The organism is Lysobacter enzymogenes (assembly GCF_023617245.1).
Taxonomy (GTDB): domain Bacteria; phylum Pseudomonadota; class Gammaproteobacteria; order Xanthomonadales; family Xanthomonadaceae; genus Lysobacter; species Lysobacter yananisis.
Genome location: NZ_CP067396.1, coordinates 1,671,526 through 1,688,546 on the forward strand (window position 1 = coordinate 1,671,526; position 17,021 = coordinate 1,688,546).

At 67.5% G+C, this 17,021-nt stretch carries 4 protein-coding genes; 3 read left to right on the plus strand and 1 reads right to left on the minus strand.

The window, feature by feature from the left end:
- Positions 1-54: 54 nt before the first annotated feature.
- On the minus strand, positions 55-1,053 hold the full coding sequence (locus JHW41_RS07255; protein WP_078999366.1) for a polyprenyl synthetase family protein: 999 nt from the start codon (positions 1,051-1,053) through the stop codon (positions 55-57).
- A gap of 1,073 nt (positions 1,054-2,126) precedes the next feature.
- Here JHW41_RS07255 and JHW41_RS07260 point away from each other — a divergent pair.
- The 3 genes from JHW41_RS07260 (at position 2,127) to JHW41_RS07270 (ending at position 16,719) form a co-directional block, all read left to right on the plus strand.
- Entirely contained in the window at positions 2,127-12,119 is a 9,993-nt protein-coding gene (locus JHW41_RS07260; protein ID WP_250449466.1) for a DUF7507 domain-containing protein, read from the plus strand.
- Positions 12,120-12,129: 10 nt separating this feature from the next.
- Entirely contained in the window at positions 12,130-15,942 is a 3,813-nt protein-coding gene (locus tag JHW41_RS07265; RefSeq protein WP_250449467.1) for a hypothetical protein, read from the plus strand.
- Positions 15,943-16,479: 537 nt separating this feature from the next.
- Complete coding sequence (locus JHW41_RS07270; RefSeq protein ID WP_250449468.1) at positions 16,480-16,719, plus strand: XAC0095 family protein; 240 nt, start codon at positions 16,480-16,482, stop codon at positions 16,717-16,719.
- Positions 16,720-17,021 lie beyond the last annotated feature (302 nt).

Sequence of the window (17,021 nt, forward strand, 5' to 3'; positions counted from 1 at the left end):
GCTCGCGCCGCTCCTGCAGGGGGCGCGCCGACATCGCGGCGATCGCGCTGCCTTTCAGTGATCGCGGCTCACCGCATACCGCGCCAGCCCGCGCAGCGCCGCGACGTAATCGTTGTCGTCCAACCCGTCCAGCGCCGCTTCGGCCGCGTCGGCGTAGTCCTGCGCGCGCCGGCGGCTGTAGTCGAGGCCGCCGGTGGCGTGGATCGCGGCCAGCACTTCGGGCATCGCGTCGCTGTCGCCGTGTTCGACCGCGGCGCGCAGGCGCGCGCGCACGGCTTCGTCGCTGTGGGCGATGGCGTGGATCAGCGGCAGCGTGGCCTTGCCTTCGGCGAGATCGTCGCCGAGGTTCTTGCCCAGGGTCTGCGCATCGGAGGCGTAGTCGAGCACGTCGTCGGCGATCTGGAAGGCGTAGCCCAGGGCCATGCCGTAGTCGTGCAGGCGCTGCTGCACGGCGGCGTCGCTGCCGGCCAGCAGCGCGCCCAGGCGGGTCGCGGCGGCGAACAGCACCGCGGTCTTGCGCTCGATCACGCGCAGGTAGGCCGGCTCGTCGGTGTCGGGATTGCGCACGTGCAGCAACTGCAGCACTTCGCCTTCGGCGATGCGGTTGGTGGTGTCGGCGAGGATCTTCATCACCTCCAACTGTTCCAGTTCGACCATCAGCTGGAAGCTGCGCGAGTACAGGAAATCGCCGACCAGCACGCTGGCGGCGTTGCCCCAGACCGCGTTGGCGGTCTTGCGGCCGCGGCGCAGGTCGGATTCGTCGACCACGTCGTCGTGGAGCAGGGTGGCGGTGTGGATGAATTCGATGACCGCGGCCAACTGGTGCGCCTGCGGGCCGCGGTGGCCGAGCGCGCCGGCCGCGAGCAGCAGCAGCATCGGCCGCAGGCGCTTGCCGCCGGCGCCGACGATGTACTCGGCGACCTGGTTGATCAACACCACGTCCGAGGCCAGCCGGCGCCGGATCAGGGCGTCGACGGCGCCCATGTCGTCGCGGGCCAGGGACTGGATGTTCGCCAGGTCGGGGACTGACAGGGTCGTAGCGCTGGAAGGCATGGGGCGGTCGGATCGAAGAAACGCGAATTATAGGGCCTGGGCGCAAACCATCTCAGTCCGCCGCGAACGCCGGGCCGACCGGCCAGTCCACGCCGAAGTGGCGTCCATGACTGAACGCGCTGAATCGAAAATCACGCCAAAGCCGCTTTTTACCCGCATTTAGCGATTATTTGCGATGTAAGTCGCATGTGAATTTCACATGTCTTCTGCGCTAAGACGGCTAATTTCCGACGCGAAAAGACACTTTTAGTTGGTTGTCTGTTGGTGGCAGGAAAGTCAGGGCGGTTCGGCGCGCCTGCAGGAATGTGGGGCCTAAAGTGTCGCGATCCGTCACTTTTTGCCCCTTCATGACGTGATTTGTGCATTGCCCATCGCATTTTTATTGTGATCTTCATTGAAACAGCAATGTGATGGATGGCACACTATTTGCGGTCTTGTCCTGTAAGGCAGTACGAATCACGTATTGGCGGTAGGGGTTCCACTCCAGGCACGGAAAAGGCGCACTAGCTACAGCGCCGAGGCGTGGCCAGGTGTGGGAGCAAGGGGGGCACGTCATGGCGTGTCATTGGCTGAGCACCGATATCCCAGGGGATGTCGCTGGTCCATCCGCCCATTGGGCGGCTTCTTTCTGCTCGTCGTGCAGTAGCCCGAACTGGGCATGCGCCGGGCGGTTCCCGCCGTAACCGAAGCGACAGCCAGGCAGTAGCGGCTGCAGCGCCGACGCATGCGTCCGGCGGCTGCGGCAGGCGCCGCCCAGCTGGCTTCGCAGCGCGCGCGCAGTTCCGGCGCAGCGAGCACGGGGGCGAGCGTCGCGGCTCGAACGCGATCGCGTTCGCCGCAGCGCCCGCCGCAGCACCGCACGACCGCAGTACCAAGGCAAACCCGCAGTAAGCACGTCGAACAGCCGCAAGACGCGCACAGGCTTCCGCCGCCCGGCGGACGCCCGCGCGTCCCGGCGCTTACCGAACTCCTGTTTGGGCTACCGCATGAAAATCGCCAACATCCTCATCCCGTCCAGCCCGTCGCCGCGTCCGCGCGACCCCGATGCTGGCCCGCGCAAGACTCGCACCGGGATGAGGATGTGGTTCGCCGCGGCGTTGGCCCTGGCCGGCCTGCCCGCGTTCGCGCAGAACTTCCCCACGACGCTGAGCAACACCGCGACCATCGCGCCGCCGGCGAACGTGACCAACGTCGATACGGCGTGCACGAGCAACGGCGGCGTGTTCGAAGCGGGGACGGGGCGGTGCTCGGCGACCGACAACAACACGCTGGCGGCGGTGGCCGACCTGGTGTTGACCAAGACCAACAGCGCCAACAGCGTGAATGCGGGCGGCTCCACGACTTACATCATCGTGCTCACCAATAACGGTCCGAGCGCCGCCAACGGCACGGTCGTTCGCGATCCGGCCGCGACCGGCTTGAGCAAGACCAGCGTCACCTGCGCGTTCGCCGGCGGCGCTGCGTGCCCGGCCGTCACCGTGGCGACGTTCGAGAGCGGCGTGACCGTGACCAGCCTGCCCGCGGGCGGCAGCCTCACCTTTACCGTCGTCGCCAATGTCACGGCGACCAGCGGCAGCGTGACCAACGCCGTCACCGCGACGCTGCCGCCGAACACCACCGACCCGACCCCGCCGGGCACCGTCACCGATACCGATACGGTCACGGCCTTGGCGGATCTCGCGCTCACCAAGTCGGTCGCTCCGGCCAGCCCGGCGATCGGCAGCAACGTCACTTTCACCATCTCGGTCAACAACAACGCCGGTCCGTCCGATGCTGCCGGCGTCCTCGTCAACGACCTGCTCCCGGCGGGCTACACCTTCGTGTCGTCTTCGGCGAGCCAAGGCGCCTACAACAGCGGTACCGGCGCATGGACGGTCGGCGCGCTCGCGCGCAACGCCAACGCGACGTTGACCATCGTCGCCCGCGTGAAGGAGACCGGACCGTACCCGAACACCGCTGCGGTCAGCGCGGCCACCAGCGACCCGAACACCGCCAACAACACCGCCACCGCCACGCCGACGCCGGTCGCGACTGCGAGCTGGACGCTGGACAAGGCGACGACCTCGACGCCGACCCGCGCCGGCGACACGGTGACCTATACCTTCAGCGTCACCAACACCGGCAACGTCACGATCAACAACGTCAGCGTCGCCGATCCGAAGCTGCCGTCGCTCTCGTGCACCATCGCCTCCGTCGCTCCCGGCGCGAGCGCAAGCTGCACGCCCAGCGGCAATGTCTATACGGTGACCCAGGCGGATGTCGACGCGGGCTCGGTGGTCAATACCGCTACCGCCAGCGGCACGCCGACCGGCGGGACCCTGCCCAACGCCAGCGACACCAACACGGTGACCATTGCGCCGACGCGCTCGATGACCATCGACAAGTCGTCGACGGCGACGACTTACGCGACCGTGGGCCAGGTGATTCCGTACACCTACGTGGTGACCAACACCAGCAACGTGACGATCACCGCGGCCCTCTCGGTCAGCGACGACAAGACCACGGTGACCTGCCCGGCGCTGCCGGCCGGCGGTTTGCTGCCGAATCAGAGTTTGACCTGCACGGCCAACTACACCGTCACCCAGGCCGATCTCAACGCCGGCAGCATCACCAACATCGCGCGTGCGACCGACGGAACCACCACGTCGCCCACGGATACGGTGAAGATCGACGCGACCCAGAACCGCGCGCTGACGATCGACAAGTCGTCGACGGCGACCACTTACTCGGCGGTCGGCAATGTGTTGCCGTACAGCTACCGCGTGACCAACAGCGGCAACGTGACCATCACCGCGCCCATCTCGGTGAGCGACGACAAGACGACGGTGACGTGTCCGGCGCTGCCGGCCGGCGGTCTGGCCCCGGGCCAGACGCTGACCTGCACGGCGAACTACACCGTGACCCAGGCCGACATCGATGCGGGCAAGGTGGTCAATATCGCCAGCGCGACCGATGGCACCACGACCTCGGCGACCGATACGGTCGAGATCATCGCGACCCGCAATCCGGCGATGACCATCGACAAGTCGTCGACGGCGACCACCTATTCGGCGGTCGGCAACGTGCTGCCGTACAGCTACCGCGTGACCAACAGCGGCAACGTGACCATCACCGCGCCCATCTCGGTGAGCGACGACAAGACGACGGTGACGTGTCCGGCGCTGCCGGCCGGCGGTCTGGCCCCGGGCCAGAGCCTGACCTGCACGGCGAACTACACCGTGACCCAGGCCGACATCGACGCCGGCAAGGTCGTCAACATCGCCAGCGCGACCGACGGCACCACGACCTCGGCCACCGATACGGTCGAAATCACCGCGACCCGCAACCCGGCGATGAGCATCGACAAATCGTCGACGGCGACCACCTATTCGGCGGTCGGCGACGTGCTGCCTTACAGCTACCGCGTGACCAACAGCGGCAATGTGACCATCACCGCCCCGGTTTCGGTCAACGACGACAAGACCCCGGTGACCTGTCCGGCGCTGCCGGCCGGCGGCCTGGCTCCGGGCCAGACGCTGACCTGCACGGCGAACTACACCGTGACCCAGGCCGACCTCGACGCCGGCAAGGTCGTCAATATCGCCAGCGCGACCGACGGCACCACGACTTCGGCGACCGATACGGTCGAAATCACCGCGACCCGCAATCCGGCGATGACCATCGACAAGTCGTCGACGGCGACCACCTATTCGGCGGTCGGCAACGTGCTGCCGTACAGCTACCGCGTGACCAACAGCGGCAACGTGACGATCACTTCGCCCATCTCGGTGAGCGACGACAAGACGACGGTAACGTGTCCGGCGCTGCCGGCCGGCGGCCTGGCCCCGGGCCAGAGCCTGACCTGCACGGCGAACTACACCGTGACCCAGGCCGACCTCGACGCCGGCAAGGTGGTCAACATCGCCAGCGCGACCGACGGCACCACGACCTCGGCGACCGATACGGTCGAAATCACCGCGACCCGTAATCCGGCGATGACCATCGACAAGTCGTCGACGGCGACCACCTATTCGGCGGTCGGCAACGTGCTGCCGTACAGCTACCGCGTGACCAACAGCGGCAACGTGACGATCACTTCGCCCATCTCGGTGAGCGACGACAAGACGACGGTAACGTGTCCGGCGCTGCCGGCCGGCGGTCTGGCCCCGGGCCAGAGCCTGACCTGCACGGCGAACTACACCGTGACCCAGGCCGACCTCGACGCCGGCAAGGTGGTCAACATCGCCAGCGCCACCGACGGCACCACGACCTCGGCCACCGATACGGTCGAGATCACCGCGACCCGCAATCCGGCGCTGAGCATCGACAAGTCGTCGACGGCGACCACCTACTCGGCGGTCGGCAACGTGCTGCCGTACAGCTACCGCGTGACCAACAGCGGCAACGTGACGATCACCGCGCCCATCTCGGTGAGCGACGACAAGACGACGGTGACCTGTCCGGCGCTGCCGGCCGGCGGCCTGGCCCCGGGCCAGACGCTGACCTGCACGGCGAATTACACCGTGACCCAGGCCGACCTCGATGCGGGCAAGGTCGTCAACATCGCCAGCGCGACCGATGGCACCACGACCTCGGCGACCGATACGGTCGAAATCACCGCGACCCGCAACCCGGGGCTGGGCATCGACAAGAGCACCACTTCGACCGGCTATGCGGTGGTGGGCGATAGCCTCAACTACACGTATCGGGTCACCAATACCGGCAACGTGACGCTTACCGCGGCCATCTCGGTGAGCGACGACAAGACTCCGGTGACGTGTCCGGCGTTGCCGGCCGGCGGCCTGGCCCCGGGCCAGACGCTGACCTGCACGGCCAGCTACACGGTCACCCAGGCGGATATCGACGCGGGTAGCGTCACCAACATCGCCAGCGCGACCGACGGCACCACGACCTCGGCGACCGACACGGTGGTCGTCGGTGCCACCCAGAATCCTGGCCTGGGCATCGCCAAGTCTTCTACTGCTACCAATTACGCAGCGGTGGGCGATGTGCTGCCGTACCGCTACATCGTCACCAACACCGGCAACGTGACCCTGACCACGGTCATCACCGTGGACGACGACAAGACCCCGGTGACGTGTCCGGCGCTGCCGGCCGGCGGCCTGGCTCCGGGCCAGGCGCTGACCTGCACGGCGAACTACACCGTGACCCAGGCCGACATCGACAATAGCCTGGTCACCAACATTGCCAGCGCCAAGTCCGGCGCGGTGCAATCGTTGACGGACAGCGTCACCATCAATGCGACTCAGAATCGCGCGATGACGATCGACAAGTCGTCGACGGCGACCACCTACGCGGCGGTCGGCGACGTGTTGCCGTACAGCTACCGCGTGACCAACAGCGGCAATGTGACCATCACCGCCCCGGTTTCGGTCAACGACGACAAGACCCCGGTGACCTGTCCGGCGCTGCCGGCCGGCGGCCTGGCCCCGGGCCAGACGCTGACCTGCACGGCGAACTACACCGTGACCCAGGCCGACCTCGACGCCGGCAAGGTCGTCAACATCGCCAGCGCGACCGACGGCACCACGACCTCGGCGACCGATACGGTCGAAATCACCGCGACCCGCAACCCGGCGATGACCATCGACAAGTCGTCGACGGCGACCACTTACGTGGCGGTCGGCGACGTGTTGCCGTACAGCTACCGGGTCACCAACAGCGGCAACGTGACCATCACTTCGCCCATCTCGGTGAGCGATGACAAGACGACGGTGACGTGTCCGGCGCTGCCGGCCGGCGGCCTGGCCCCGGGCCAGACGCTGACCTGCACGGCGAACTACACCGTGACCCAGGCCGACCTCGATGCCGGCAAGGTCGTCAACATCGCCAGCGCGACCGACGGCACCACGACCTCGGCGACCGATACGGTCGAGATCATCGCGACCCGCAATCCGGCGATGAGCATCGACAAGTCGTCGACGGCGACCACCTACGCGACGGTCGGCGACGTGCTGCCGTACAGCTACCGCGTCACCAACAGCGGCAACGTGACGCTGACGGCGGCCATCTCGGTCAGCGACGACAAGACGACGGTGACCTGTCCGGCGCTGCCGGCCGGTGGCCTGGCCCCGGGCCAGAGCCTGACCTGCACGGCGAACTACACCGTGACCCAGGCCGACCTCGACGCCGGCAAGGTCGTCAACATCGCCAGCGCGACCGACGGCACCACGACCTCGGCCACCGATACGGTCGAAATCACCGCGACCCGCAACCCGGCGATGAGCATCGACAAATCGTCGACGGCGACCACCTATTCGGCGGTCGGCGACGTGCTGCCTTACAGCTACCGGATCACCAACAGCGGCAATGTGACCATCACCGCCCCGGTTTCGGTCAACGACGACAAGACCCCGGTGACCTGTCCGGCGCTGCCGGCCGGCGGCCTGGCCCCGGGCCAGACGCTGACCTGCACGGCGAACTACACCGTGACCCAGGCCGACCTCGACGCCGGCAAGGTCGTCAACATCGCCAGCGCGACCGATGGCACCACGACCTCGGCGACCGATACGGTCGAGATCATCGCGACCCGTAATCCGGCGATGACCATCGACAAGTCGTCGACGGCGACCACCTATTCGGCGGTTGGCGACGTGCTGCCTTACAGCTACCGCGTGACCAACAGCGGCAACGTGACGATCACCGCGCCCATCTCGGTGAGCGACGACAAGACGACGGTGACGTGTCCGGCGCTGCCGGCCGGCGGTCTGGCCCCGGGCCAGAGCCTGACCTGCACGGCGAACTACACCGTGACCCAGGCCGACATCGATGCCGGCAAGGTCGTCAATATCGCCAGCGCGACCGATGGCACCACGACCTCGGCGACCGATACGGTCGAAATCACCGCGACCCGCAATCCGGCGATGAGCATCGACAAGTCGTCGACGGCGACCACCTACGCGGCGGTCGGCGACGTGCTGCCGTACAGCTACCGCGTTACCAACAGCGGCAACGTGACGCTGACGGCGGCCATCTCGGTCAGCGACGACAAGACGACGGTGACCTGTCCGGCGCTGCCGGCCGGTGGCCTGGCCCCGGGCCAGAGCCTGACCTGCACGGCGAACTACACCGTGACCCAGGCCGACCTCGATGCCGGCAAGGTCGTCAACATCGCCAGCGCGACCGACGGCACCACGACCTCGGCCACCGATACGGTCGAAATCACCGCGACCCGCAACCCGGCGATGAGCATCGACAAATCGTCGACGGCGACCACCTATTCGGCGGTCGGCGACGTGCTGCCTTACAGCTACCGCGTGACCAACAGCGGCAATGTGACCATCACCGCCCCGGTTTCGGTCAACGACGACAAGACCCCGGTGACCTGTCCGGCGTTGCCGGCCGGTGGCCTGGCTCCGGGCCAGACGCTGACCTGCACGGCGAACTACACCGTGACCCAGGCCGACCTCGACGCCGGCAAGGTCGTCAACATCGCCAGCGCGACCGACGGCACCACGACCTCGGCCACCGATACGGTCGAGATCATCGCGACCCGCAACCCGGCGATGACCATCGACAAGTCGTCGACGGCGACCACCTACGCGGCGGTCGGCGACGTGCTGCCGTACAGCTACCGCGTGACCAACAGCGGCAACGTGACGATCACCGCACCGGTTTCGGTCAACGACGACAAGACCCCGGTGACCTGTCCGGCGCTGCCGGCCGGCGGCCTGGCCCCGGGCCAGACGCTGACCTGCACGGCGAACTACACCGTGACCCAGGCCGACCTCGATGCCGGCAAGGTCGTCAACATCGCCAGCGCGACCGACGGCACCACGACCTCGGCGACCGATACGGTCGAGATCACCGCGACCCGCAATCCGGCCATGACCCTGGCCAAGCGCGCGCTGCCGGCCTACGCCGACAACGACAACAGCGGCAGCATCACCATCGGCGACGTGCTGACCTACGAGCTGACCGCCACCAACACCGGCAACGTCACTCTCAACAACGTGGTGATCACCGACAGCAAGACCACGCCGTCGAGCTGGAACTGCCCGGCGATGGCGCCGACCGGCGCGAGCGCGGTGTGCACGGTCACCGGTACCTACACGGTCACCCCGGCCGACGCGGTCAACACGAGCATCGTCAACAACGCCGGCGTGACCTCGACCGAGATCACCACGCCGGTGACGGCGACCAGCACCACCCAGGTGCAGCGTCGCCAGATCGTCGCCACCCCCGACGCCGGCACCGTGTCCAACGGCGCCGCCGGCGGCGTGGCCGTGCCGAACGTGCTCGGCAACGACACCCTCAACGGCCAGCCCGCCACGACCACGACGGTGATCCTGACCCAGGTCTCCACCTCCGACCCGAAGGTGACCCTGGATCCGGCCACCGGCGCGGTGAACGTCGCCCCGGGCACGCCGAAGGGCAGCTACAACATCGAGTACCGCATCTGCGAAACCGCGGATCCGGGCAACTGCACCACCGCCACCGTCGTGGTCACCGTCGACGCCGCTCCCATCGACGCGGTCGACGACATCGTCGCCACGCCGGTCAACGGCGCCACCGGCGGCACCAACGTGGTCAACGTGCTCGGCAACGACACCCTCGGCGGCAGCGCGGTCAATCCGGCCGACGTCACCGTCAAGCCGAACAGCAACGGTCCGCTGACGGTCAAGGCCGACGGCAGCGTGGACGTCGCGCCGAACACCCCGGCCGGCAGCTACACCGTCACCTACCAGCTGTGCGAAGTGCTGAACCCGAGCAACTGCGACACCGCCACGGTCACCATCGCCGTGTCGGCGCCGGCGATCACCGCCACCGACGACCCGGCCGGCGGCACCGGCGTGACCCCGCAGAACACGCCGGTGAGCACCAACGTGATCGCCAACGACACGCTCAACGGCGCGCCGATCGATCCGAACCTGGTGATCATCACCGTCAGCACCGATCCGGCCAACGGCACCACCGTGGTCAACAGCGACGGCACCATCACCTACACGCCGCGCAGCAACTTCGCCGGCGACGACAGCTACACCTACACGATCTGCGAGAAGCTCAACCCGACCAACTGCGCGACCGCGAAGGTCAGCGTGACGGTGCAGCCGAACAAGGTCACGGCCAATCCGGACACCGCCCAGACCAACCAGCAGACCCCGGTGACCGTCAACGTGATCGGCAACGACACGGTGACCGGCGCGCCGCTGGATCCGGCTTCGCTGACCATCGTCGGCGAACCGGCCAACGGCACCGTGACCTGCGCGGCCGGTGCGTGCACCTACACGCCCAAGCAGTTCTTCGCCGGCACCGACACGTTCACCTACCGCGTCTGCGACACCTCCTCGCCGACGCCGGTGTGCGCGACCGCGTCGGTCACCATCACGGTGATCGCCAACGCGCCGGTGCTGCGCCTGGTCAAGACCTCGGCGGTGCGCGAGGTCAAGATCGGCGACCTGGTCCGCTACAGCGTGCTGGTCGAGAACGTCGGCGACTCGCCGGCGGTCAACGCCACCCTGGTCGACATTCCGCCGGCCGGCTTCACCTTCGTCGACAACTCGCTGAGCGTGGACGACGACAACAAGAACGGCGTGGTGATGAGCGCCAACCCGCTGCGCATCGGCGGCATCGACGTGGCGATCGGCGGCAAGGCCACCGTGAGCTACTTCCTGCGCGTCGGCGCCGGCGTGGGCAAGGGCACGCACAAGAACCAGGTCGCCGGTTACGACGACAAGGGCACCAAGATCTCCAACGACGCCACCGCCGAAGTCACCATGGCCGGCGACCCGCTGCTGGAAGACAGCCTGCTGGTCGGCACCGTGTTCGACGACCGAGACGGCGACGGCTGGCAGGATCCGGCCAAGGCCAGCGGCGTGCGCGTGCAGGGCGGCTTCGCCCCGAACGCCTACGTCGCCGGTTCGACCACCGTCGATCGCGGCGAAGGCCCGGTCGCCGAGCCCGACGCCAGCGCGCCGATGCTGCACGGCATCGCCCTGGGCCGGATCGACGGCCGCGGTTCGGCCGCCGCGCCGGCGCGCGAAGTGGTGGTGCGCCAGACCTTGAACGAACTGGCCTTCACCGACGACTTCGTGCTGACCACCGACGAAGGCACCACCGTGCGCATGGGCGCCGACGGCCGCACCACGGTCGAACGCACCCGCGGCGACGCGGCCAAGGGGCTGAGCGGGCAGGACCTGCAGGTGACCCGCCAGGTCGCCCAGGCCGCGACCGGTTACGTCGTCTCCTACACGATCCGCAACAACGGGATCGAGGAGCGCGGCATCCCGGGCGTGCGCATCGCCTCGGTCGAGGGCTTGATCATGGAGACCGACGCCTACGGCCGCTTCCACCTGGAAGGCATCGAAGGCGGCAACTCCGCGCGCGGCCGCAACTTCATCCTCAAGGTCGATCAGGCCACGTTGCCGCCGGGCTCGGCGTTCACCACCGAGAACCCGCGCGTGCGCCGCATCACCCAGGGCATCCCGACCCGCTTCGACTTCGGCGTCAAGCTGCCGCCGGGCGAAGTCTCCGGCGCGAAGTCCGAGACCGACGTCGAGCTGGGCGAGGTGATGTTCGAGTCCGGCAGCGCCAAGGTGAAGGAGAGCTACGCGCCGATGTTCGCGCAGATCGCCGGACGCCTGCGCGACGCCGGCGGCGGCAGCGTCACCGTCAGCGCGCAGGCGCAGGAGGAGGCGCTCGCCTTCGCCCGCGCCCGCGCGGTGCAGGCCGCGCTGCTCAAGCAGCTGGAGGGCGATCCGGCGCTGGCGAGCAAGGTGTCGGTGGATGTGGTCGCCGGTACCGACGCCACGTTGGTCAGCCTGGACCCGGCGATCCGCCTGGGCGAGGTCCTGTTCGACACCGACCAGGCCACGATCAAGCCGCAATACCGCGCGCTCATCGGCGAAATCGCCAAGGCGCTCAACCAGCAGGGCAGCGGCGCGATCGGCATCGTCGGCCGCGCCGACAAACGCGGCGCCGCCGCCTACAACGTCCAACTGGGACTGCGTCGAGCCAAGGCCGTGTTCGAAGCGATCTCGGCCGAACTCAAGCCCGAGGTAAGGCAGAAAGTGCGAGTGGACATTACAGACGACACCCAGGCGCCCGTCGGCGTGGGCAACCGCTGAGGACATGGCCATGAAGATCAAGATGAAGCTTCTGGACATGACTCTGATCGGCCTGCTGACCGGCGGCGTGTTCGCCGCCGGCGCCGCCGCCCCCGCGTACGCGCAGAAGTCCGGCCAGCCGAGCCTGCCGCTGAAGCAGGGCGACGGCGGCCGCGCCGGCGCCGTGCCGGTGGACCTGAGCTCGCTCGACAAGCCCGCGCCCGCGCGCGAGGCGGTGGCGGGCGCGGCGGAGGTCCCGGCGCAGTGCCAGGGCAACGAGTGCCGCAGCGACGAGGGCCTGCTGTTCCGCGTGCGCACCCGCGGCGAGGACAAGCCGGTCGCGCAAGGCGACGACCCCGCCGCGCTGCAGGCCAACCGCCGCGTCGACGTGGTGCGCGAGAACCTCACCGAAGGCACGGCCAAGATCGCCGGCAAGTTCCAGATCGACCTGCCCAACGGCGGCGTGATCTGGGCCACCGAAGATCCCACCCTCGGCCCGCCGGTGCTCAACGTGCAGTCCGGTTCGACCGCGCCGTTCGAGAACGGCCGCATCATCAAGCCGGTGCGCTTCCACGCCTACACCAACTACGCGTCCTTCATCGAGAAGCTGCAGGTCACTGTGTACCGCGGCAGCGACACCGACCTGGTGACGCCGCTGGCGACCATCGACGTGCCGGTGGAGAACGTGGCCGAGCAGGAATGGGACGGCGCCTTGCCGGCCGGCTTGAACCTGCTCGCCGGCGACGAGCTGATCTACATCGCCCGCGCCTACGGCAAGAGCGGAGTGTTCGACGAAATCCAGCCGCAGCGCATCCAGTTGCTGAAGCCGGAAGAGTACGAGCGCGGCGTGCAGATCCAGCGCGACCAGGTGCAAAAGAGCCTCGGCCAGCCGATCGACGAGCGCAACGCCCAGGACCTGGCGATCACCAGCTCGATCTACGGCACCAACGCGATCCGGTTGCAGAACATCCCGGTGTACGGCTCGCGCGTGCGCATCTACGGCCGCGACATCCCGCGCGACACCCAGCTCACCATCAACGACCAGACCTTCCCGATCGACCTGGAGCGCAAGTTCGCCGCCGAGTTCCTCGAGCCGGTCGGGCCGCACACCTATGCGGTCAAGATCAAGGGCCAGGGCGGGACGACGCTGGAGAAGAACCTCGACGTCAACGTCACCGGCAAGTACAGCTTCCTGGTCGCGCTGGCCGACGTCACCCTGTCCAAGAACAGCGTCAGCGGCAACATCGAGCCGATGGCGGCGGGCGACCGCGGCCGCTACGACGACAGCTTCATCAGCGAAGGCCGGCTGGCGTTCTATCTGAAGGGCAAGGTGCAGGGCAAGTACCTGATCACCGCCCAGGCCGACACCCGCGAGAACGAGATCAAGCGGCTGTTCAACGGCTTCTTCGACGCCGACGCGCAGGACATTTTCCGCCGCCTCGACCCGAACCTGTACTACCCGGTCTACGGCGACGATTCCAACACCTATCGCGACGTCGACACCCAGGGCAAGCTGTACTTGCGCGTGGATTGGGACCAGAACCAGGCGATCTGGGGCAACTTCAACACCGGCATCACCGGCACCGAGTACGCCCAGTACAACCGCTCGCTGTACGGCGCGGCGCTGGCCTGGCGCAGCCGCAACACCACCGTGCTCGGCGACCCGCGCAGCGAACTGCGCGTGTTCGGTTCCGAAGCGCAGAGTGCGCTCGGCCACACCGAGTTCCTCGGCACCGGCAACAGCCTGTACATGCTGCGCCACACCGACCTGCTGCCGGGTTCGGAAAAGGTCACCGTCGAAATCCGCGACGTCAGCACCGGCCGGGTCGAATCGCGCGTGGACCTGACGCGCGGCGCCGACTACGAAATCAACAACATGCAGGGCCGGATCCTGCTGACCCGCCCGCTGTCGCAGATCACCCGCGAGAACGTGCGCACGCTGACCCGCGACACCCCGCTGGACGGCTACACCCAGCGCCTGCTGGTCGACTACGAATACGTTCCGGCCGGCTTCCAGACCGACGACGTCAGCGCCGGCTTCCGCGGCAAGCAGTGGTTCGGCGACCACCTCGCCGTCGGCGGCACCTACATCGACGAGAACCGCAGCGGCGACGACTACACCCTCAAGGGCGTGGACCTGACCCTGCAGGCCGGCCGCGGCACCTACCTGAAACTGGAGAAGAGCCGCAGCGAATCCACCGCGGCGCCGCTGTGGTATTCGAGCAACGGCGGCATCGACTTCGTCCGCGTCAACCCGATCGACGGCCCGCGCAAGGGCGACGCCGACAAGATCGAAGCGCGCGCCAACTTCAAGGAACTGGGCTGGACCCAGCTCGATTGGAGCGCGGGCGCGTGGTGGCGCGACGTCGATCCGGGCTTCTCGATCTCGCGCTACGACCAGGGCCAGGCCGTGCGCGAGTACGGCGCCGAATTCCTCGGCTACTTCACCGAGAACTTCAGCCTGTTCGGCCGCCACACCCGCCGCGAGCGCGGCGACGAGGCGCTGGAACAGAGCCAGCTGACGATGGACTGGCGCATCACCAACGACGACCAGCTCGGCGCCGAACTGCGCCGCATCCGCGAAGAGCGCGGCGCCGGCTCGACCGTGCCCGACCTCGACGCGATGCTGTTCGCGATGCGCTACACCCACCGCATCGGTTCCAGCCTGGAGCTGTACGTCGCCGGCCAGTACACCGTCGACGACGACGGCGGCCGCTACGACCGCAACGACCTGGGCACGATCGGCGCGCGCTATCTGTTCGGCGACCGCTCCAGCGTCAGCGCCGAATACAGCAACGGCAGCCGCGGCAGCGCCGGCAAGGCCGAGGCCGAGTACCGCCTGACCCCGGACCACACCATCTACGGCGGCTACACCTTCAGCGCCGACAGCACCGAACGCGATCCGCTGTTCGACAACGTGCTGCAGACCGGTTGGACCATCGGCCAGCGCTGGCGCTTGAACAACCAGACCAACCTCTACAACGAAAGCGTGTTCCTCAAGGACCCGCGCGATTCCAGCGAGGGCATCGGCCACACCTTCGGCATGGACTTCTATCCCGCCGAAGGCTGGAACCTGGGCTTCAGCGTGATGGACGGCGACGTCGACGGCCCCTCCGGCCACATCGACCGCCGCGCCTACAGCCTCAGCGGCGGCCGCACCGACCAGCGCACCGACTGGTCGAGCAAGGTCGAATACCGCAAGGACAGCGGCGCCGAACGCCGCGAAGCCTGGACCACCGCCAACCGCCTGTTCTACAAGATCAACGAAGACTGGCGCATCGCCGCGCGTTTCCTGTACTCCGACATCAAGGACCAGATCGACGTCAGCCGCGGCGCCAAGACCGTCGAAGGCAACCTCGGCTTCGCCTACCGCCCGCACGACAACTCGCGCTGGGCCGCGTTCGGCAAGTACGTGTACCTGTACGACCTGGCCACCATCGGCCAGGAAGGCGGCAACCGCTACGACCAACGCTCGCAGGTGCTGTCGTTCGAAGGCATCTACCGCATCGACGACAAGTGGGAAGTGGCCGGCAAGGCCGCCAGCCGCTGGGGCGACTACCGCATGGGCCGCAGCGAAGGCCTGTGGCTCGACAGCCGCGCCGACCTGTTGGCCGGGCAGGTGCGTTACCACCTGATCGCCAAGTGGGACGCGATGGCCGAATACCGCTGGCTGTCGGTCAAGGACGGCGGCGACCGCCGCGGCTGGCTGGTCGGCGTGGACCGTCAGCTGAGCGAGAACTTCAAGGTCGGCGTGGGCTACAACTTCACCGACTTCAGCGACGATATGACGGATCTGGAGTACGACAACAAGGGGTGGTTCCTCAACCTGGCCGGTTACTACTAACGGCGGGGTAGGGCGGCACCATCGCCGAATCAAAAAGGGCGTCCGCGAGAACGCCCTTTTTCTTTGTCGCAACCGCAAGCGCCGAGTAAGTCGCGACCGCCCCCTGTAGGAGCGGCGCAAGCCGCGACCGCGTCAACTCAACTATGCCGTCGCTTCATCCGAGCGCGTTCTACGACGGCGGCGTTGTTCGCGATGCTGTTGCGGCTTTCGATGTGATACGCATTGCGTGCATCAGCATTGCACACAGCTCGAAAAGCCTCACAAGCGGCTGTTGACAAGTGTTTTTGCGAGTAGCAGTCTTGGCGCTGGAGCCTAGAAACTCCTTCACGTAGCGGCACCCACCTCCGACAAACCGGTGGGTTTTTTGTGCCCGAAGTTTGGGCGCAAGCTCGGCGCATGTCAGCGTCGGGAGGGCGGTGAATACAACACCCGAAAGGGGAATAAGCCCGCCGTCTACGTGCGGTTTCTAGCCTCCCGACATCCCGCCTGCGCATCCGCGCAGCGCGGGCCACTGGCTCATGGAGAGGAGTACCGCCGATGCCCCGAAGAACCGCGCCCGCGACCCGCGCCGATTACGTCCTGCTGCCCGCCGACGCCTACCACGGCCTGCAGGCCTTCCGCGACGAACTGATCGGCATCGCCCAAACCATCGACCCCGCCGCCTCATCGCTCGAAATCCGCAAACCCGAACAATCGCGCCGCCGTGCCCTGGCCCGCGTGTTCCGCCTCTGGGCCGACCAAGTCCACGGCAACCTCGAAACGATCCGCTCCGACTAAGCCCCTTCACCGCCCACCGGTCGCCGTCCGGCCGGCGGCGACCTTCGGCTCCGCTGCAATCGCAAGCGTTTTTACCTCGCGAGCAAGCCTCAACGGCTCGAACGCAAGCCATCACCGGATGCGCGCAACCCAATCCGCCTCGAACGCAAGCCGCCGAGCCTTGTCGCCAGCCCGTGCCATCCCACCGCACGCCCTAAACGCCCGACCGCAAGGCTCAAAGCGATGCGAGTTCGAGTCCTGTTGCGTTGCGACCGGGAGAGGTACCCCAGTAGATTCGGTGTCTACTTCGCGGCGAAGCACGA